This window comes from Tessaracoccus lacteus (genome assembly GCF_029917005.1).
Taxonomy (GTDB): Bacteria; Actinomycetota; Actinomycetes; order Propionibacteriales; family Propionibacteriaceae; genus Arachnia; species Arachnia lactea.
The window spans coordinates 1,691,301-1,709,583 of record NZ_CP123967.1; the positions used below are offsets into that span (position 1 = coordinate 1,691,301).

General features: G+C 69.4%; 16 protein-coding genes, 1 tRNA gene and 1 pseudogene. 5 read left to right on the forward strand and 13 right to left on the reverse strand.

Features of this window, described 5'->3' with window-relative positions; all coding sequences use genetic code 11:
• Positions 1–7: 7 nt before the first annotated feature.
• From atpE to lysA, 13 genes and pseudogenes are all read right to left on the reverse strand, one after another.
• On the reverse strand, positions 8–232 hold the full coding sequence (gene atpE, locus QH948_RS07820; protein WP_281143900.1) for an ATP synthase F0 subunit C: 225 nt from the start codon (positions 230–232) through the stop codon (positions 8–10).
• 57 nt (positions 233–289) lie between these two features.
• Positions 290–1,069 carry a F0F1 ATP synthase subunit A gene (gene atpB, locus QH948_RS07825; RefSeq protein WP_281143901.1) on the reverse strand — a complete coding sequence of 260 codons (780 nt, stop codon included), beginning with the start codon at positions 1,067–1,069 and terminating at the stop codon, positions 290–292.
• A 17-nt stretch (positions 1,070–1,086) separates the two neighbouring features.
• A complete protein-coding gene (locus QH948_RS07830) occupies positions 1,087–1,320 on the reverse strand; it encodes a hypothetical protein (protein ID WP_281143902.1) in 234 nt (77 codons plus the stop codon).
• A gap of 48 nt (positions 1,321–1,368) precedes the next feature.
• A complete protein-coding gene (locus QH948_RS07835) occupies positions 1,369–1,821 on the reverse strand; it encodes a hypothetical protein (protein ID WP_281143903.1) in 453 nt (150 codons plus the stop codon).
• Positions 1,814–2,968, reverse strand: a complete 1,155-nt coding sequence (locus QH948_RS07840) for an MraY family glycosyltransferase (protein ID WP_281143904.1) — start codon at positions 2,966–2,968, stop codon at positions 1,814–1,816. The genes QH948_RS07835 and QH948_RS07840 overlap by 8 nt, the downstream gene beginning before the upstream one ends.
• A 3-nt stretch (positions 2,969–2,971) precedes the next feature.
• Positions 2,972–3,634, reverse strand: a pseudogene (locus QH948_RS07845) (L-threonylcarbamoyladenylate synthase); the annotation flags it as partial.
• A gap of 14 nt (positions 3,635–3,648) precedes the next feature.
• On the reverse strand, positions 3,649–4,491 hold the full coding sequence (prmC, locus tag QH948_RS07850; protein ID WP_281143905.1) for a peptide chain release factor N(5)-glutamine methyltransferase: 843 nt from the start codon (positions 4,489–4,491) through the stop codon (positions 3,649–3,651).
• On the reverse strand, positions 4,488–5,555 hold the full coding sequence (gene prfA, locus QH948_RS07855) for a peptide chain release factor 1 (protein WP_281143906.1): 1,068 nt from the start codon (positions 5,553–5,555) through the stop codon (positions 4,488–4,490). The genes prmC and prfA overlap by 4 nt, the downstream gene beginning before the upstream one ends.
• An 85-nt stretch (positions 5,556–5,640) precedes the next feature.
• Positions 5,641–5,850, reverse strand: coding sequence for a 50S ribosomal protein L31 (rpmE, locus tag QH948_RS07860; protein ID WP_219083985.1), 210 nt, complete (start codon positions 5,848–5,850; stop codon positions 5,641–5,643).
• Positions 5,851–5,976: 126 nt separating this feature from the next.
• Positions 5,977–7,767 (reverse strand): transcription termination factor Rho, encoded by a 1,791-nt coding sequence (gene rho, locus QH948_RS07865; protein WP_281146165.1) that lies wholly within the window; start codon positions 7,765–7,767, stop codon positions 5,977–5,979.
• A 227-nt stretch (positions 7,768–7,994) separates the two neighbouring features.
• Complete coding sequence (gene thrB / locus QH948_RS07870) at positions 7,995–8,876, reverse strand: homoserine kinase (RefSeq protein ID WP_281143907.1); 882 nt, start codon at positions 8,874–8,876, stop codon at positions 7,995–7,997.
• A gap of 1 nt (position 8,877) precedes the next feature.
• Positions 8,878–10,185 carry a homoserine dehydrogenase gene (locus QH948_RS07875; protein ID WP_438874084.1) on the reverse strand — a complete coding sequence of 436 codons (1,308 nt, stop codon included), beginning with the start codon at positions 10,183–10,185 and terminating at the stop codon, positions 8,878–8,880.
• Positions 10,182–11,585: a diaminopimelate decarboxylase gene (gene lysA, locus QH948_RS07880; protein ID WP_281143908.1), complete on the reverse strand. Its 1,404-nt coding sequence runs from the start codon at positions 11,583–11,585 to the stop codon at positions 10,182–10,184. Before lysA ends, QH948_RS07875 begins: the two co-directional genes overlap by 4 nt.
• A 126-nt stretch (positions 11,586–11,711) precedes the next feature.
• On the opposite strand from lysA, the gene QH948_RS07885 reads away from it, so the two are divergent.
• The 5 genes from QH948_RS07885 to galK all read left to right on the forward strand — a co-directional run bounded on the left by QH948_RS07885 (position 11,712) and on the right by galK (position 18,280).
• Positions 11,712–11,786, forward strand: a tRNA-Arg gene (locus QH948_RS07885).
• Positions 11,787–11,817: 31 nt separating this feature from the next.
• Complete coding sequence (locus tag QH948_RS07890; RefSeq protein ID WP_281143909.1) at positions 11,818–13,095, forward strand: glycosyltransferase 87 family protein; 1,278 nt, start codon at positions 11,818–11,820, stop codon at positions 13,093–13,095.
• A gap of 66 nt (positions 13,096–13,161) precedes the next feature.
• Positions 13,162–16,956, forward strand: a complete 3,795-nt coding sequence (locus tag QH948_RS07895; RefSeq protein WP_281143910.1) for a multifunctional oxoglutarate decarboxylase/oxoglutarate dehydrogenase thiamine pyrophosphate-binding subunit/dihydrolipoyllysine-residue succinyltransferase subunit — start codon at positions 13,162–13,164, stop codon at positions 16,954–16,956.
• Between the two features lie 5 nt (positions 16,957–16,961).
• Positions 16,962–17,138 carry a DUF6104 family protein gene (locus tag QH948_RS07900; protein ID WP_281143911.1) on the forward strand — a complete coding sequence of 59 codons (177 nt, stop codon included), beginning with the start codon at positions 16,962–16,964 and terminating at the stop codon, positions 17,136–17,138.
• Positions 17,138–18,280, forward strand: a complete 1,143-nt coding sequence (gene galK, locus QH948_RS07905) for a galactokinase (protein ID WP_281143912.1) — start codon at positions 17,138–17,140, stop codon at positions 18,278–18,280. Before QH948_RS07900 ends, galK begins: the two co-directional genes overlap by 1 nt.
• Positions 18,281–18,283: the final 3 nt, after the last annotated feature.

Here is an 18,283-nt window from a genome sequence, read left to right on the forward strand (position 1 = left end):
AGGCGACTCAGAGGACGAAGGCGAGCGCGATGGCGATGATGGCCAGGGCCTCAACCACCGCGAAGCCGATGAACGCGGTGCTCATCATCGCGCCACGGGCCTCGGGCTGACGGGCGGTGCCGTTGATGACGGAGGCGAAGATCCAGGCAACACCCAGCGCCGGGGCGATGGTCGCGATCGCGTAGCCGATCATGTTCAGGCTGCCGGTGATTTCGATTTCGAGGAGGGACATTGTTTTCCTTTCGGATGGCTCGCCCGGCCACTTCGCTGACCGGGGAAGTCGGGTTGATCAGTGCGCCTCGGCGATCGAGGTCGACACGTACTGGGCGGTGAGAACCGTGAAGATGTAGGCCTGCAGCGCACCGATGAACAGCTCGAGCAGGAGGATGATGAGGCTGAAGGCGAGCGAGACGCCGCCGGCGACGTTGTAGAACGTGTTGTCGGCGTAGGTCAGCAGGAACCCGCCGCCCACCACGAACACCAAGACGACCAGGTGGCCGGCGAACAGGTTGGCGAAGAGACGCAGGGCCAGCGTGACGGGCCTCGTGATGAACGTCGCCAGGAACTCCAGCGGGATCACCATGATCAGCAGCGGGGCGGGCACCCCGTCGGGGATCAGCGCCTTCTTGAGGAAGCCGGGCCCCCACTTCTTGAAGCCGGCTCCGACATAGACCAGCCACGACAGGATCGCGAGCCCGTAGGCGTATCCGACGTTCGAGAACGTCGGATACATGAACAGGAAGAACTCGCCGAACCAGTTGTTGATCAGCAGGAACGAGAACAGACCGAGCAGGTACGGCAGGAACCGGCGGAAGTCCTCGTGGAGGATGTCGCGCGCCACGCCGTTGCGGATGAACTCGTAGATGTACTCCGCCGCGAACTGCGCCTTCGACGGCTGTGTCTTCAGGCGCCGCGAGGCGATCCACCAGAGGATGATGACCAGGGCAGCGCCGATGACGGCCTGGAAGAAGGGCTTGTTCATCCAGTCAGGCAGCACGCCCGGCCAGACGGAGTCCCAGAGGAAGTCCTCGACACCGGGTGGCGTGTAACCGCCGCCGTCGGTCTCCATCGGAAGTAGCCCAAGGCTCACGTACCGCTCCCGTATCGCTTGATGATCAGATACACGCTGAACCCGAGGCCCACGATGAGGCCGATCGGCAACAGCCAGGTTGTCTTCAGGAAGTAGTCACCCAGCCAGCCGAGCCCACCATAGAAGATGAGGCCGGCGAGGATGTAGCTGAGCGCAACCATGCCGTCTTCCTTGCCGTCCGGACCGCTCGGTCCGGGCTGCGTGTCAGGCGTCTTCGGCGTGGTCCCCATGTCGTGGCTGAGCCTAGCGGAATCGGCGGGCTCTTACACGTCGAACCATCAGTTTGAACGCGGCGGGGTGTACTCGGTGTCGTAGACGGGAACACGTTGCCTTGACGCGATGACCACCACTCCGCTAACCCAGGCCAGCACCGTGCCGGCGACGCTCAGCAGCAGCCACCCGTCGCGCACGTGGGGCGCCACGGCGTCGAGGTTCAGCACGCCCCACAGGCCGGCCGCGATACCGATTACGCGCACCGCGTAACTGACCATCACGAGCCCGAGGCCCTGGAACGGCTCGAGCTCGGAGGCGACGACCTCGAGGGCCTGGCCGATGCTGTAGAAGACGACGACGGCGGCGAATCCAAGGGCGGCGGTCAGGGCCGCGGAGGCACCGTCGAGCGCGAGGGCGAGCCCGATGATGGTCAGCCCGACGACGTGACCGGCGACGAGCCCGCCGATCATCATCTCCAGGGCCCGGCGGGTGGCGGCCGAGACGCGTCTCTCAGCCATCGTCGCCGACATGGGCTGGCTGGTCGATGACGTCGGCCTCGCGCCCGCCGATGGCCGCGGGCGCGGTGCGCACTGGCATGATGGTCAGCCCTACGGCGACGACGACCGCAAGCGCCACCACCCAGGCGACGGTGGACTGATGGATGAGCGCGATCGCCACGAGGCCGACCGAGAAGACTGCGGCCCAGGCGTACATCAGCAGGACGGCCCCCCAGTGTGAGTGGCCCCGCGCCAGCAGCCGGTGGTGGAGGTGCAGCTTGTCTGCGGCGAACGGGCTCTGACCGTTCCAGGCGCGCCGTACCCAGGCGAGGACGAGGTCGATCAGCGGCAGTGCCAGCGCCGCCACGGGGAGCAGGATCGGCAGCAGGGCCGGGACGACGTCGCCGACCGGGCTGAGCGCACTGGGGTCCAGCTGGCCCGAGTACGAGATGGCGCTCATGGCCATGAGCAGCCCGATCAGCATGGACCCGGAGTCGCCCATGAACATCTTGGCCGGGTGCCAGTTGTGGAAGAGGAAGCCGAGGCAGATGCCGCACGTTGCGACGGTAATGAGGCTCGCGGTGGTCGCCCGCACGAGTTCCTGCTCGTAGGCCAGCACATATGTATAGCTGAAGAACGCGCCGGAACCGATGGCGACGATGCCGGCGGCGAGCCCGTCGAGCCCGTCCACGAAGTTCACGGCGTTGACGCACACTGCGATGATGAGCAGGGTCAGCAGGATGGAGGTGGTGTCGTCGAGCGAGACGATGCGGTCCGGCAGCGGGATCCAGTAGATCCTGACCCCCATCAGCACCGCGACACCCGCGGAGACGCCCTGTCCGCCCAGCTTGACCCACCACGGCATGTCGTACTTGTCGTCGAGCACGCCCACGAAGCAGATGATGACGCCGGCCAGCAGCACCGCCGTGGCGTCGTGAGCGACCGCGGCGTAGCGGCCCAGGAACGGCAACTGCAACGCAAGCAGGAATGCCATCGCCAGGCCGCCGAGCATCGCCACTCCCCCGTAGTACGGGATCGGCTGCGTGTGGACGTCGCGGCTACGGACCTTCGCCATCGCCCCCGTGCGCAACGCGATGCTGCGGCACAGTCCGGCCAGCAGATAGGTCGTGCCGGCCGCCACGAGGAGGACCAGGAGGTATTCGCGCACCGGTCAGCCGGCCGGCTCGGCGTCGGCAGTGTCCTGGTCGCCCGCGACCTGGGGAGCGTGGCGGCGCAGCTCGTCCAGCCCGATGGCGCCGGCCCGCAGCACGACCCCGTCGGGGGTGGAGGCGAAGTCGACGATCGTGGAGGCGACTCCCCCGGCTGCCGGGCCGCCGTCGAGGTAGACGGCGACGCGGTCGCCGAGCTGGTCGTGGGCCTCCTGCGCAGTGGTGGCCGCGGGCCGGCCCGAGACATTCGCGGAGCTGACGGCGAGCGGGCCGGTGGCCCGCAGCAGGGCACGCGCGCTCTCGTCGTCGGGGACGCGCACGGCGATGGTGCCGCGGGTCTCGCCGAGGTCCATGCCGGTGCGGGGCTGGGCGTTCAGGATCAGCGTCAGGGCCCCGGGCCACAGCGCGGTGGCGAGCGCGCGGGCCGCGTCGGGCACCTCGTCGACGATCGCGCGCAGCATGGAGGGTTCGGCGATCAGCACGGGCGGGGGCATGTCACGGCCGCGCTCCTTGGCGTCCAGGAGCCGCTGGACCGCCTCGGCGTTGAAGGCGTCCGCACCGATGCCGTAGACGGTGTCGGTCGGCAGCACGATGCACTCGCCGGCCGTGACGGCGGCCGCCGCCTCCGAGAGGGCGGATGCGCGGTCGCTCGCGAGGTCGAGTACCCGGGCCTGATCTGTCACGCGTCCCATCCTATTACGGCGCTCGTGAACCGGTCGCGCCCGGCGAGGTCCGGATGCGTCGCGGCCTCGGAAAGGCCGGCCGACGCGAGGACGGCGCGTACCCCGGCGGCATGGGACTCGTCGTGCTCTGTGACGACCAGTCCGCCGGCGCACAGGAGCCGGCGGGCCACCGCCGCCACCGTGCGGATGGCGTCGAGCCCGTCGGCTCCCGAGAACAGCGCGAGCTCCGGGTCGTGCTCGACGACATCGGTCGGCAGGAAGGCCCGGTGGCCGGTAGGAATGTAGGGAGGGTTCGCGATCACCAGGTCGACGGTGCCGTCCAGGTCGCGGAAGGCGTCGGCCATGTCACCCAGCCGCAGGTCGACACTGCGGCCGGCGAGGTTACGTTCGAGATAGGGCCACGCGTCGGCGGAGAGCTCGACGGCGTGCAGGTCGCAGCCGCCCAGCTCGGAGGAGATGGCGGCGGTGATCGCCCCGGAGCCGGCGCAGAGCTCGACGACGCGGCGCGACCCGGCGGGCCGCGCGGCCAACTGTCCGAGAGCCCAGCCGACCATCTCCTCGGTCTCCGGTCGTGGAATGAACACGCCCGGCCCGACGGCCAGCTCCTCGTAGCGGAAGTACGCGACCCCGGTCAGGTGTTGCAGAGGCTCGCCGGCGGCCCGGCGCGCGACCAGCTCCTCGACGCGGGCGCGCTGCTCGTCCGTTACGTCGTCCACGGTCATGAGGACCGAAACGTCGATGCCGAGCACGTGGGCAACGAGCTGGCGCGCCTCCGGACCGGGACTCGGTGACCCGGAGCCGGTCAGGGCGAGGGCGACCTCGTGGGCCAGCTGGCTCACGCGCCCACCTCGGCCAGCCGTTCGGCGAGGTCCTGCTCGGCCAGCGCGTCGAGCAGCGTCCCGATCGACCCGTCGAGCACCTGGTCGAGATTGTGCGCCTTGTAACCGATGCGGTGGTCGGTGATGCGGTTCTCGGGGAAGTTGTAGGTGCGGATGCGCTCCGAGCGGTCCACCGTGCGGACCTGCGACTTGCGGGCGTCCGAGGCGGCCGCCGCGGCCTCGGCCTCGGCGAGCTGGATCAGACGTGCTCGGAGCATGCGCATGGCCGACTCGCGATTCTGGAGCTGCGAACGCTCGTTCTGGCAGCTGACCACCGTGCCGGTCGGCAGGTGCGTGATGCGCACGGCGGAGTCGGTGGTGTTGACGCCCTGCCCGCCCGGCCCGGAGGAGCGGTAGACGTCGATGCGGAGGTCGTCGTCGTTGATCTCGACCTCATCCGCCTCGACGTCCGGCATGACCAGCACGCCGGCGGCCGACGTGTGGATGCGACCCTGCGACTCGGTGACGGGCACCCGCTGCACCCGGTGCACGCCGCCCTCGAATTTGAGGCGCCCGTAGGGTGCGAACTCGGCTCCGGAGCCGGCCTTCACTGCGACGGTGACGGACTTGTAACCGCCGAGGTCCGTGTCCTGAGAGTCGAGGACCTCGACCTTCCAGCCGACATGTTCCGCGTAGCGGGTGTACATCTTCAGGAGGTCGCCGGCGAACAGCGCGGACTCCTCTCCACCCTCGCCCGACTTGATCTCCACCAGCGCGTCGGCATCGTCGTTGGGGTCGCGCGGCGCGAGCAGCCGGGTGAGCTTCTCCGTCGCGCGCTCCAGCTGGGCGTCGAGGTCGACCAACTCGTCGGCGAAGGAGGAGTCGTCGGCGGCCAGTTCGGCTGCGGCCTCGCGGTCGTCGCTCAGCCTGCGGAACTCCTCGATCCCCTCGACGATCGGACGCAGCGCGGCGTATCTCCGCCCCACCCTGCGCGAGCGCGCGAGGTCTGCGTGCAGCTGCGGGTCCGCGAGCTGGGTCTCCAGGTCGCGGAACTCGTCGATCAGAGGCTGGGCGTTGTCGAACATGGGGTTCCTCTATGCGGGGGCAGAAACAGACGAACGCCGGGGTGGGTCAGTGACCCTGCCCCGGCGTTCGCCTCGACGTGAGTTGTCAGTCCTTCTTCGCGTAACGACGCTGGAAGCGGGCGACGCGGCCTCCGGTGTCGAGAATCTTCTGCTTACCCGTGTAGAACGGGTGGCACGCGGCGCAGACGTCGGCGTTCATGACGCCCTTCGTCAGGGTGCTGCGGGTGGTGAACGTGTTGCCACAGGTGCAGGTCACCTGGGTCTCCACGTACTCAGGGTGAATGCCCTGCTTCATGATGGGTTCTCCTTCAGTGAGGCGGCCGGGTCGCTACGTCCCCTCTGGGGCCGTACATGGGTGCGTGAACCGGCACACCTGACAACTATGCCGGGTGGGGGGATTATTCCCAAATCCGGCCGGCGGTCAGCCTTCCTGCGCCGGGGTGGTCTTGAGGACGCTGAGCAGGAAGTCGTGGTTGTTGTGCGTCTTGGTCATGCGCGACTTCAGCGTCTCGAGGGCCGCCTGATCGTCGAGACCGGACAGGGCGCGCCGAAGCTTCCAGATGATGTTCAGCTCGTCGCGTCCAAGCAGCAGGTCCTCGCGGCGGGTGCCGGAGGCGTCGACGTCGATCGCCGGGAAGATGCGCTTGTCGGCGAGCTCGCGGCGGAGCCTCAGCTCCATGTTGCCCGTGCCCTTGAACTCCTCGAAGATCACCTCGTCCATCTTCGACCCGGTCTCGATGAGCGCGGTGGCCAGGATGGTCAGCGAGCCACCGTTCTCGATGTTGCGCGCGGCGCCGAAGAACTTCTTCGGCGGGTACAGGGCCGCGGAGTCGACGCCACCCGAGAGGATGCGACCGGAGGCGGGCGCCGCGAGGTTGTAGGCGCGGCCCAGCCGCGTGATGCCGTCGAGGAGGACGACGACGTCGTGACCGAGCTCGACCAGCCGCTTCGCCCGCTCGATGGCCAGCTCGGAGACCGTCGTGTGGTCCTCGGCCGGGCGGTCGAACGTGGACGCGATGACCTCGCCCGAGACGGTGCGCTGGAAGTCGGTGACCTCCTCGGGTCGCTCGTCGACCAGGACGACCATCAGGTGGACCTCGGGGTTGTTGGCCGCGATCGCGTTGGCGATCGCCTGCATGATCATGGTCTTTCCGGCCTTGGGCGGGGAGACGATCAGGCCGCGCTGGCCCTTGCCGATGGGCGAGACCAGGTCGATGATCCGGCCGGTCAGGTTCGTCTGCACCGTCTCGAGGCGGAGCCGCTCCTGCGGGTACAGCGGCGTCAGCTTGGCGAACTCCGGACGACCCTTGGCCTTCTCGGGGGCGTCACCGTTGACGGTGTCGAGTCGCACCATCGGGCTGAACTTCTCCTTGCGCTCCCCCTCCTTGGGGGTGCGGATGGCGCCGGTGACCACGTCGCCGCGGCGCAGTCCGTAGCGGCGCACGGTCGACATGGAGAGGTAGGCGTCGGCCGGGCCGGGCAGGTACCCGGTGGTGCGCACGAAGGCGTAGTTGTCGAGGATGTCGACGATGCCGGAGATGGCTGCGAGCACGTCGTCCTCGGCGATGGTCGGCTCTGCCTCCATCCGGTCGAAGCCCTGGCCGGTGCGCGAGCGGCGGTTGTTGTTGTTGCCGCCGCGGTCGTTGCGGTCCCGGTTGCGGCGACGACGGCTGCGTCGCGAACCACCCTGGTCGTCGTCGTAGGCGATGGGCTCGGGCGCCGACTGGCGCTGCTCGGGGGCCGGCTGGGCCGCCGCCTTCGGCTGGGACCCGCCGAGCGCCGCGTCGAGCAGCTCGCCGACCTCCTCGTTCGTCTCGGCCTGAGCCTGGCGATCACGGTTGCGGCGACGACGGTTGTTGTTGCGGCTGCCGCCGCCGTCGGTCTGCTGCTGGTCGCCCTGGGGGCGCTTCTCCTGCGGTCGGTCGCCCTGCTGCTGGCGCCTGTCCTGCTGCTCGCCCTGCTCGCGGGGCTCGCGCTCCTGGCGCTTCTCCTGCTGCTCGGCCTGCTGACGCTTGTGGGGCGCCTCCGCCTGCGGAGCGCGTTCGCTCACCAGCTCGGCCTGCTGGGGCTCCGGCCGGGACGCGCGGCGCTGATGCTCCGCCCCGCCCTTGCCCGCGGCCTGGATCGCGCCGACGAGGTCGCCCTTGCGCATACCCGAGACGCCCTTGATGCCCATCGAGGAGGCGACGGACTTCAGCTCGACCAGCTTCATGCTGGTGAGCTCGACAGATTCGCTCAAGACGAATCTCCTTCCATGGAGCCGGCTCGCCGTGGACTGTCCATGCATGGACAGGGCGCGCCACCGGCATCAGAAAAACGGATGATCTCCGACCTGCGGCCAACTTTTCGGGCGTCTCGCCACCAGCGGCGCATCGGGGGAACACGGAAAGACTACCGTGCCGGGCGCCGCGCGCAAAGCGCCACGCCCGAAGTCCGGCCTCAGGCCAACAGCTGGACCCCGCCGCCGGGGGCCAGCCTGTGCACCGCGAACCCGTCCGCGGCAACGCCCTCGGCGGCCGCGAGCTGGTCGGGCAGGCCGACGGCGATCACCGTCGGCCCGGCCCCCGAGATGGCGGCGGGCACGCCGACGGCACGCAGGCCGGTCATGAGGTCGAAGGACTGAGGCATCAGCGGCGCGCGGTACTGCTGGTGCAGCCGGTCGAACGTCGCGTCGAAGAGCAGGTCGGGCCGCACGGTCAGCGCAAGGGGCAGCGCGGCAGCGGTGATGGCCTGGGCGACGGCGTCGCCACGGGCCACCGTTTCGGGCAGGACGGCGCGCGCCTCGCTGGTGCCGCACTCGAAGTCCGGCACGTACACGATCGCACGGAAGCCCCCTGGGAGAGGAAGCTGCACGAGCGAGACCCTGTCGTCGCGTGCCCAGGCGAGGATCGCCCCTCCCCAGGCCGCGGCCCCGACGTTGTCGGGATGCCCCTCGACCTCGGTGCCCAGGCGGGTGATGGCGGCCCGGTCCAGGTCGACGCCGGGGCGGGCGATGCCCCAGGCCGCCGCCAGACCCGCGACGATCGCGGAGGCAGACGAGCCGAGTCCGCGGGAGTGCGGGATCGTGTTGTGGCAGGTCAGCCGGAGGCCAGGCCGCGCGGCGCCAAACGCCTCAAGGCCGAGGAGGATCGACGAGACCACCAGGTGCCGCTCGTCGAGCGGCACGTCCCCCGCACCCTCCCCCGTCACGACCACCTCGAGGCGGCCGTCGTCGAAGGTCTCGAGCGTGAGCTCGTCGCACCAGTCGAAGGCCATCCCGACGCAGTCGAAGCCGGAGCCGAGGTTTGCGGTCGTGGCGGGGACCCGGACGCGCAGCCGCACGTCAGAAGCCCTCGACCCGCATCATGCGCACCTGCGACCCGACGAAGTCGGCCTCGCGCAGTTCGGACAGCACCTGGCTCAGACGGGCCTCCTGCGTGGCGTGCGTCATGATGCCGAGCCGGGCGGGATGCTCCTCGGCCGACGACTCGTCGTCCAGGTAGCTCTGCTGGACGACGCGTAGCGACACGCCGTGCGAGCCGAACACCGCTGCGCAGCGGGCGAGCACGCCGGGCCGGTCGACGACCTCGAACGAGACGTAGAACTGCGCGGTCGACTCGCCGATCGGCGCGACGGGGCGGTGCGTGTACGCGGCACCGACGTGCCCGGCGGTCCCGCGTCGGCGGTTGCGGGCGACGGTGACCACGTCACCCATCACCGCGCTGGCCGTGGGGGCACCGCCGGCGCCGGCGCCGACGAACATCAGCTCTCCCGCCTCCCTGGAGTTGACGAAGATGGCGTTGCGGGCACCGGAGACGGCTGCGAGCGGGTGCTTGCGGGAGACCATCGCGGGGTGCACCTTGACGATGACGCTGCCGGCGTCGGACGTCAGCTTCGCGGTCGCCAGCAGCTTGACAGTGCAGCCCAGCTGGTCAGCCGCGGCGATCTCCGCCTCGGTGATGCCGGTGATGCCCTCGCAGAACACCTCGTCGCGGGTGACCTCGGTGTGGAACGCCAGCCCGGCGAGGATCGCGGCCTTGGCCGCCGCGTCGTGTCCCTCGACGTCGGCGGTTGGGTCGGCCTCGGCGTACCCGAGCGCCTGGGCCTCGGCGAGGGCCTCGTCGAAGCTGAGGTGGTCGGTGACCATCTTGTCGAGGATGTAGTTCGTCGTGCCGTTGACGATGCCCATGACCTCGGTGATCTCGTCGCCGACCAGCGACTCGCGCAGCGGTCGGATGATGGGGATGGCTCCGGCCACGGCGGCCTCGTAGTAGAGGTCGACGCCCTTCTCCTGCGCGGCGCGCGACAGCGGGCCGAGCTCGTCGGCCAGCAGGGCCTTGTTGGCGGTGACAACGGATGCGCCGTGCTCGATGGCTGTCTGGACGAGCGCGTGCGCAGGCTCGATGCCGCCGATCAGTTCGACGACGACGTCGAGGTCGCCGCGGCTCACCAGGCCCTCCAGATCGGTGGTCAGCAGCGCGGGGTCGATGCCCTCGCGGGGCACATCCAGGTTGCGCACACCGATGCCGACCAGCTCCAGCCTGCGCCCGATGCGCTGCTCGAGCGTGTCCTGCTCGTTGAGGATGATGCGGGCCACCTGCGACCCGACCACGCCGGCTCCGAGGAGGGCGACCTTGAGGGGCTTGCTCACTGACCCACGTCCAATCTCATCAGGTCGTCCAGGGTCTCGCGGCGCAGCATCGTGGTCACGACACCGTCCCTCGCGCTGACGACCGGGGGCTTCGTGACCTGATTGTAGTTACTTGCCATGGAGCGTGAGTACGCTCCGGAGCCCGGGACGGCGATGAGGTCGCCGATGGCAACATCCCCGGGCAGGAAGACGTCGCGGATGAGGATGTCGCCGCCCTCGCAGTGCTTGCCGACGACACGGCTGAGCACCGGCTCGGCCGACGACCTGCGGTTGGCGATCGCCCCCGAGTACTCGGCGGCGTAGAGCGACGGACGGATGTTGTCGCTCATGCCGCCGTCGACGCTCACGTAGACGCGCGACCTGCCGCCCTCCAGCTCGACGGTCTTCACCGTCCCGACGCGGTACAGCGCGACGCCCGCGGGGCCGCAGATGGCACGGCCGGGCTCGATGCTCAGCATGGGGCGCGACATGTCGAAGGCGCGGCACTCGTGCTCGACCATCTCCTCGAAGGCCGCGGCAAGCTCGGTCGTCGGGCGCGGCTGGTCGGCGCTCGTGTAGGCGATGCCGAAGCCGCCGCCGAGATCCAGCTCGGGGAGCTCGACGCCGGTGGCTGTCCTGAACTGGGATGCCAGCTTGCACGTGCGGCGGATGGCCACCTCGAAGCCGAGCGTCTCGAAGATCTGGGATCCGATGTGTGAGTGGATGCCGCGCAGGTCCAGGTACTGCGACGAGTGGCAGCGCACCAGCGCGGTCAGCGCCTGGCCGCCCATGATGCTCAGCCCGAACTTCTGGTCCTCGTGCGCCGTGGCGATGTACTCGTGCGTGTGGGCCTCGACCCCGGTGGTGACACGAACCAGGACCGTGGCCTTCACCCCGAGGTCGGCGCAGGCCCGCTCGAGCCGCTCGATCTCGTCGAACGAGTCCACGACGATGCGGCCGACGCCCTCCGCCAGCGCGAAGCGGATCTCCTCGTCGGACTTGTTGTTGCCATGCAACGCGAGCCGGGCCGCGGGCATGCCGCCGGCCAGCGCGATGCGCATCTCCCCCATGGTCGTAACGTCGAGCTTCAGCCCCTCCTCGGCTGCCCAGCGCGCGACGGTCCTCGTGAGGAGGGCCTTGCCCGCGTAGTAGATCTGCCACCCGGAGAAGGCCTCGCGGAAGTCGCGGGCACGGGAGCGGAAGTCGGCCTCGTCGATGAGGTACGTCGGGGTGCCCTGCTGCTCGGCGAGCTCGGTCAGCGGCACGCCCGCGACGACGACGCGCCCGGCCTCGTCCCGGAAGGTGCCGCGCGGCCACAGTCGCAGATCCAGCGCGTTGAGATCCTCGGGCAGCTGGAGCCACGTCGGCCCGCCCTGGACCGCGTCGGCGTGGATCGAGCCGGCGATGTGCATGTGCGTCATAAGGAGCAAGATTGCCAGAAGGCCCCGCGTAACGTCCCATCGGCGCCGGGTGCGTCCACCGCCCGTGCGACAGCCCCTGCGACTTGGTGCTAACCTTTCCTGCGTCGCCCGCAGCGGTGACGGCAGGCCCCCGTAGCTCAGGGGATAGAGCACCGCCCTCCGGAGGCGGGAGCCGAGGTTCGAATCCTCGCGGGGGCGCCAGCCGACGGCCGGCCATGAGGAGGAAGAACTCGTGACCCACGCGCCACGGCGCCCAGCCTCGTCCGATCTGCCGATGATCGTGGCGCTGGTCAGCACCTTCCTAACCACCAGGATCCTGATCGTCGCATCGCTGCGTCTCGAACAGGTGGCCTTCGTGGCCAACGACGTCTCGTACTACGGCTACTACCTCTGGAAGCTCCTCGAACAGGGCGACACGTCCGTCATGGTCGAGTATCCGGTGCCGGCCGTGTGGATCCTGCAGGGGCTCTACGCGCTCGGTGGTGGATGGCAGACCTGGACGCCCGTCTACGCCGTGTTCTTCCTCCTTCTCGACGCCGTCGTCGCCGTCACGTTCTACCGGCGAGGCAACGCGGGCGGGGCCTGGTTCTGGATCCTCTTCACGGGTGCCCAGGGCGGCATCCTGTGGTACCGCTTCGACCTCATCCCTGCCGCCCTTGTCGCGTGGGCCTGCCTGCTGGTCGCGAGGCGACCTGCGGTCGCGGGCGGGCTCGTCGGGCTCGGGGCCGCGATCAAGCTGTGGCCAGCGCTCCTGATCGGCCCCATGCTCGCCCCCGACCCGCGGCGCGGCTCCGCGCGGCGACGGCTGGTCGGCTTCCTTGTCGTCGGCGGTGCACTGGCGGCAGCGTCGCTCATCACCAGCGGGTGGGCCAGGTCTGCATCGCCGATCACCTGGCAGTCCGAGCGTGGCCTACAGATCGAGTCGGTCCCCGCGATGCCGCTGATGATCCTGCGGACATTCACCGACAACCCGTCGTGGAACGTGTTCCTCTCCGACTACAACGCTCTGGAACTCGAGGGTCCGGGGGTCGGCCTGATGCTGAAGGTGGCCACGGCGCTGACCGCGGCCACGATCCTCGCGACGGTGCTGCTGACCGTACGCCTGGTCCGCAACCTGCGGCGGGCTCCGCAGGCGGTGGTCGTCGAGGCAGTCCTGCTGGCGGTGCTGACGGTCGTGCTGGCCACGGTCATCTCGAACAAGACCCTCTCCCCGCAGTACATCTGCTGGCTCGGCGGGCCCGTCGCCGCCCTCCTCGTGCTGCGCACCAGCGGCTGGCTGCGCCGCCACGTTCTGGTGCTGGCCGTGTCGTTCGTCCTGGTGGGGGCCCTGACGCAGTTCGCGTACCCGTGGGGCGCCTACGGGATCATGGCCATCCCGCTGGGCTCCGGCCCGGAGACCTCGGTGCTGGTCCTGCGCAATCTCGCCCTGATTTCTCTTACCGCGTACACCGCGGGCCTGACGTGGCGGGCAAGCCGTTCACACGCTCCCGACCCGTCGGATTGTGGGTAAGCTGCCCGGGAAGCAGTCGCAGGAGCCTGCGTCTGACAATACGTAGAGGGGTTTGTGGCGTTTCCCATGTCAGCACCTGAGTCCAATGACGAGTTCGGGGCCAACTCCTGGCTGATCGACGAGATGCGTGAGGCGTACCAGAGCGATCCGCAGTCCGTGGACGCCTCCTGGCGTGACTTCTTCGCCGCGGAGGCGGGCCAGGGTTCTGAGTCGACGCAGAAGGCCGCAGCATCCAGGCCGACGACCGCTCCGAAGCCGACGACCGCTCCGAAGCCGACGGCTGCCGCGAAGGCGACGCCCGCTGCGAAGCCCGCGCCCCAGGCCCCGAAGCCCGCGGCCGCCGCGCCGGCCCCCAAGGCCGCCCCGGAGGCGAAGCCCGAGCCGACCCGCCCGTCGGTCGAACCCGTGCAGAAGGGCGGCGAGGGCACCCCGACGAATCCCGGCAGCGGCGCCAACCTCTCTGCCAACGCGCCCAACCCGGCGCTGCGACCCGAGCCCGGCGACGCCACCCCGCGCCACACCGTCCTGCGCGGCGCCCCGATGCGCACCGCGAAGAATATGGACGCGTCCCTCACGGTCCCGACGGCGACCTCGGTGCGCGCCGTGCCGATGAAGCTCGTCATCGACCAGCGCACCCTCATCAACAACTTCCTGCGCACGTCCAAGGGCGGCAAGGTCTCCTTCACGCATCTCATCGGCTACGCGATGGTGCAGGCCCTGAAGGCCATGCCCGACATGAACAACGCGTACGACGTGATCGACGGCAAGCCCAACCTCATCGAGAACCCCGCGATCAACCTCGGCATCGCCATCGACCTGAAGAAGGGCGACACCCGCCAGCTGCTGGTCCCGAACATCAAGGGGTGCGAGCACCTCAGCTTCTCGCAGTTCTGGGCCGCCTACGAGCAGGTCGTCGCCAAGACCCGCGACGGCAGGCTGGAGGTCAGCGACTTCGCAGGCACCACCGCCTCCCTGACGAACCCGGGAGGCATCGGCACCAACCACTCGGTCCCCCGCCTCATGAACGGCCAGGGCATGATCCTGGGCGTCGGCAACATCGACTACCCGGCCGAGTTCCAGGGCATGAGCCCCTCGAAGATGACCGACCTTGCCGTCAGCAAGATCACGACGCTGACCAGCACCTACGACCACCGCGTCATCCAGGGCGCCACGTCCGGCGAGTTCCTGAAGAAGATGCACGGCCTCCTGCTCGGAGAGGACGGCTTCTACGACGCGATCTACGAGTCGCTGCGCATCCCCTACGAGCCGCTGCGCTGGGGCCCGGACATCTCCGCACACCGCGATTCCCAGGTCTCCAAGACGGCCCGCGTGCTCGAACTGGTCAACGCGTACCGGACATTCGGGCACCTCGTCGCCGACGTCGACCCGCTGGAGTACCGGCAGCGCTCGCACGAGGACCTGCGGCTGGAGACGCACGGCCTCAGCCTGTGGGACCTCGACCGCGAGTTCGCCGTCGGCACCTTCGGAGCCCAGGAGCGGGTATACCTCCCGCTGCGCGACATCATCTCGATCCTGCAGGACTCCTACTGCCGCACCATCGCGGTCGAGTACATGCACATCTCGGACCCGCGGCAGCGCAACTGGTTCCAGGAGCGCATGGAGGTGCCGCACGTCCCGCTGACGCACGAGGAGCACATGCACGCCCTCGACAAGCTCAACGAGGCCGAGGTCTTCGAGACCTTCCTGCAGACCAAGTTCGTCGGCCAGAAGCGCTTCTCTCTCGAGGGCGGCGAGTCCCTGATCGTGCTGCTCGACGAGATCGCACAGAAGGCCGCCGACGACTCGATCGACGAGGTCTGCATCGGCATGCCGCACCGCGGCCGCCTGAACGTGCTCGCCAACATCGTCGGCAAGAAGTACTCGCAGATCTTCCGCGAGTTCGACGGCGTCATCGACGTCAGCGGCACTGGCGACGTGAAGTACCACCTAGGCGCGGAGGGCACGTTCGTCGCCAACTCTGGCGCGACCATCAAGGCCTCCGTGGCGGCGAACCCGTCGCACCTCGAGGCCGTCAACCCCGTCCTGCAGGGCATCACGCGCGCCAAGCAGGACGCGCTCGGTTCCGACGAACACCCCGTGCTCGCGATCACGCTGCACGGCGACGCCTCCTTCGCCGGCCAGGGCGTCGTCTACGAGACGATGCAGATGAGCCAGCTGCGGGGCTACAAGACCGGCGGCACGATCCACGTCGTCGTCAACAACCAGGTCGGCTTCACCACCGCGCCGACCGAGTCAAGGTCGTCGACCTACTGCACCGACGTCGCCAAGGCCATCGGCGCCCCGGTGCTGCACGTCAACGGCGACGACCCCGACTCATGTGTGCGGGCCGCCCGACTGGCCTTCGAGTACCGCCAGCGCTTCGGTCGCGACGTCGTCATCGACCTCGTGTGCTACCGCCGCCGCGGCCACAACGAGGGCGACGACCCGAGCTTCACGCAGCCGAACATGTACGACCTGATCGAGCAGAAGCGCTCGACGCGGCGCCTGTACACCGAGTCACTCATCGGTCGTGGCGACATCTCCATGACGGATGCCGAAGACGTGATGAACCGCTTCCGCGACCGCCTGGAGCACGTGTTCCGGGAGGTCAGGCAGGCCGAGGCGAACGGGGAGGACGACGACTACCGTCGCGTTCCCTACTACCCCACCAAGCCGGCCGAGCGGCTGACCGAGATCACCGACGAGATGCTGCAGGCCATCGCCTCGGTGCACACGCAGTTCCCGGACGGGTTCACGGTGCATCCCAAGGTCAAGCCTCAGCTGGAGCGCCGCGCCAAGGCGATCCTGAACGGGCCGATCGACTGGGCAACGGCCGAGATGATCGCGCTGGGGTCGCTGCTGATGGAGGGTCGCCCGGTCCGCATGGCCGGGCAGGACACGCGACGAGGCACGTTCTCGCAGCGCTTCGGCGCCATCGTCGACCGGGTCACCAACGAGTCGTGGGTCCCGCTGAAGCACCTCACGCAGGACCAGGCGAGCTTCGAGATCTGGGACTCCCTGCTCAGCGAGTACGCGGGGCTCGGGTTCGAGTACGGCTACTCCGTCGCCCGACCCGAGGCGCTGGTGCTGTGGGAAGCGCAGTTCGGCGACTTCGTCAACGGCGCGCAGATCATCTCGGACGAGTTCGTCGCGGCCGGCAACGCGAAGTGGACCCAGAAGTCCGGCGTCGTGCTTCTCCTGCCGCACGGCTACGAGGGCCAGGGGCCCGACCACAGCTCCGCGCGCATCGAGCGCTGGCTGCAGCTCTGCGCCGAGGATGCCCTGGCGGTGTGCCAGCCCTCGACCCCGGCCAGCTACTTCCACCTGCTGCGTCAGCACGCCTACGTCAACTACCACCGGCCGGTGATCATCGCCACGCCGAAGTCGATGCTGCGTAACAAGCACGCCATGTCGATGCCGCAGGACTTCACTTCCGGGTCCTGGCAGCCCGCCCTCGACGACCCGACCATCACGGACCCGTCGAGGGTTGAGAGGCTGGTGCTCTGCTCCGGCAAGGTCCGTTGGGACCTTGCCGCGGCGCGCGAGGCGAAGGGGCTCGACGGCACGGTGGCGATCGTGTCGCTGGAGAGGCTGTACCCGCTCCCGACAGACGCGCTCGCCCGGATCCTCGAGCGCTACCGTCACGTCACGGACGTGAGGTATGTGCAGGACGAGCCCGCCAACCAGGGCGCCTGGTCCTTCCTGTCCCAGCACCTCGCCGCGGACCTGAAGCATGTGCTGCCCGACTACCAGCTGACCATGCAGCCGGTGACGCGCCCCGCGTCGTCCGCGCCGTCCGTGGGCTCGCTGAAGGTTCACAAGGTCCAGGAGGAGGCGCTGCTGACCGCGGCGCTAGGCTGACCTCCATGTACTTCACTGATCGCGGGCTCGAAGAGCTCATCGACCGGCGGGGCCAGGAGGAGATCACCTTCGAGTGGCTGGCCGACCAGCTGCGCACCTTCGTCGACCTCAATCCCGACTTCGAGACCCCCGTCGAGAGGCTTGCCTCCTGGCTTGCCCGACTCGACGACGAGGAGGACTGATGAGCGGATACGACGCGATCGTCGACAGGTACCGCGGCGTCACGGGAGAGGCCCCCGAGGGGCTCTGGTACGCGCCGGGCAGGGTCAACCTGATCGGGGAGCACACCGACTACAACGACGGCTTCGTGCTGCCGTTCGCCCTCGAGCGGAAGGCCGTCGTGGCGGCCGGTCGCCGCGTCGACGGCAGGCTGCGGCTGCTCTCGCTCGAGCTCGACGAGGACGTGGACCTCGCGTTGTCAGACCTGGCGCCCGGCCAGGAGGGCTGGTCGGCCTACCTCGCGGGCGTCGTGTGGGCGCTGCGTGAGGCCGGGCACGACGTCGGGGGCGCAACCCTGGTGCTCACGTCCGATGTCCCGCTGGGCGCCGGCCTGTCGAGCTCCGCGGCCATCGAGTGCGCCGTCGTGGCCGCCTACTGCGATCTCTACGGGCTGGACATCGCCCCCATCGACCGGGCGAAGCTGGCCCGCGTCGCCGAGAACGCCTACGTCGGCGCGCCGACCGGGCTCCTCGACCAGGCCGCCAGCACCCTGTGCCAGGCGGAGGCCGGGCTGTTCCTCGACTGCCGCTCCCTCGAGACCGAGGTCGTGCCGCTGCCGATGGCGGAGCAGGGCTACGAGATGCTCGTGCTGGACACGAAGACGCCGCACAGCCACGTCGACGGCGAGTACGGCACCCGCCGCGCGACCTGCGAGGAGGCCGCCCGCCTGCTGGGGGTCCCCGCGCTGCGCGACGTGACGGACCTCGACGCGGCGCTGGCCAGGCTGGACGACGAGACCATGCGCCGCCGCGTGCGCCACGTGGTCACGGAGGATGAGCGGGTTCTCAGGGCCCTCGAGGTGGGCCGCTCCGGCGATCTCGCCGGCCTCGCGCCGCTGCTGACGGCCTCACACGCATCCATGCGCGACGACTACGAGATCACCGTCCCCACCGTCGACCTGGCAGTGGAGACCGCACTGTCGGCCGGGGCGCTCGGCGCCCGGATGACCGGCGGCGGGTTCGGGGGCTGCATCATCGCGCTGACGCACGCCGGTGAGGCCGACGGGATCGGCAGGGCCATCGCGAGGTCGTTCGCCGAGGCCGGCTACGCCACCCCCGAGTGGTTCACCGCTGTTCCCGCCCAGGGCGCCGGCCGCCTGGCGTGAGCG

Bases quoted from the DNA above. Each gene is read 5' to 3' on its own strand.
- QH948_RS07830 (WP_281143902.1), bottom strand. From the start codon at position 1,320: ATGGGGACCACGCCGAAGACGCCTGACACGCAGCCCGGACCGAGCGGT.
- prfA (WP_281143906.1), bottom strand. From the start codon at position 5,555: ATGTTCGACAACGCCCAGCCTCTGATCGACGAGTTCCGCGACCTGGAG.
- galK (WP_281143912.1), top strand. From the start codon at position 17,138: ATGAGCGGATACGACGCGATCGTCGACAGGTACCGCGGCGTCACGGGA.
- atpE (WP_281143900.1), bottom strand. From the start codon at position 232: ATGTCCCTCCTCGAAATCGAAATCACCGGCAGCCTGAACATGATCGGC.
- QH948_RS07895 (WP_281143910.1), top strand. From the start codon at position 13,162: ATGTCAGCACCTGAGTCCAATGACGAGTTCGGGGCCAACTCCTGGCTG.
- QH948_RS07835 (WP_281143903.1), bottom strand. From the start codon at position 1,821: ATGGCTGAGAGACGCGTCTCGGCCGCCACCCGCCGGGCCCTGGAGATG.
- QH948_RS07900 (WP_281143911.1), top strand. From the start codon at position 16,962: ATGTACTTCACTGATCGCGGGCTCGAAGAGCTCATCGACCGGCGGGGC.
- rpmE (WP_219083985.1), bottom strand. From the start codon at position 5,850: ATGAAGCAGGGCATTCACCCTGAGTACGTGGAGACCCAGGTGACCTGC.
- rho (WP_281146165.1), bottom strand. From the start codon at position 7,767: ATGAAGCTGGTCGAGCTGAAGTCCGTCGCCTCCTCGATGGGCATCAAG.
- lysA (WP_281143908.1), bottom strand. From the start codon at position 11,585: ATGACGCACATGCACATCGCCGGCTCGATCCACGCCGACGCGGTCCAG.
- atpB (WP_281143901.1), bottom strand. From the start codon at position 1,069: ATGGAGACCGACGGCGGCGGTTACACGCCACCCGGTGTCGAGGACTTC.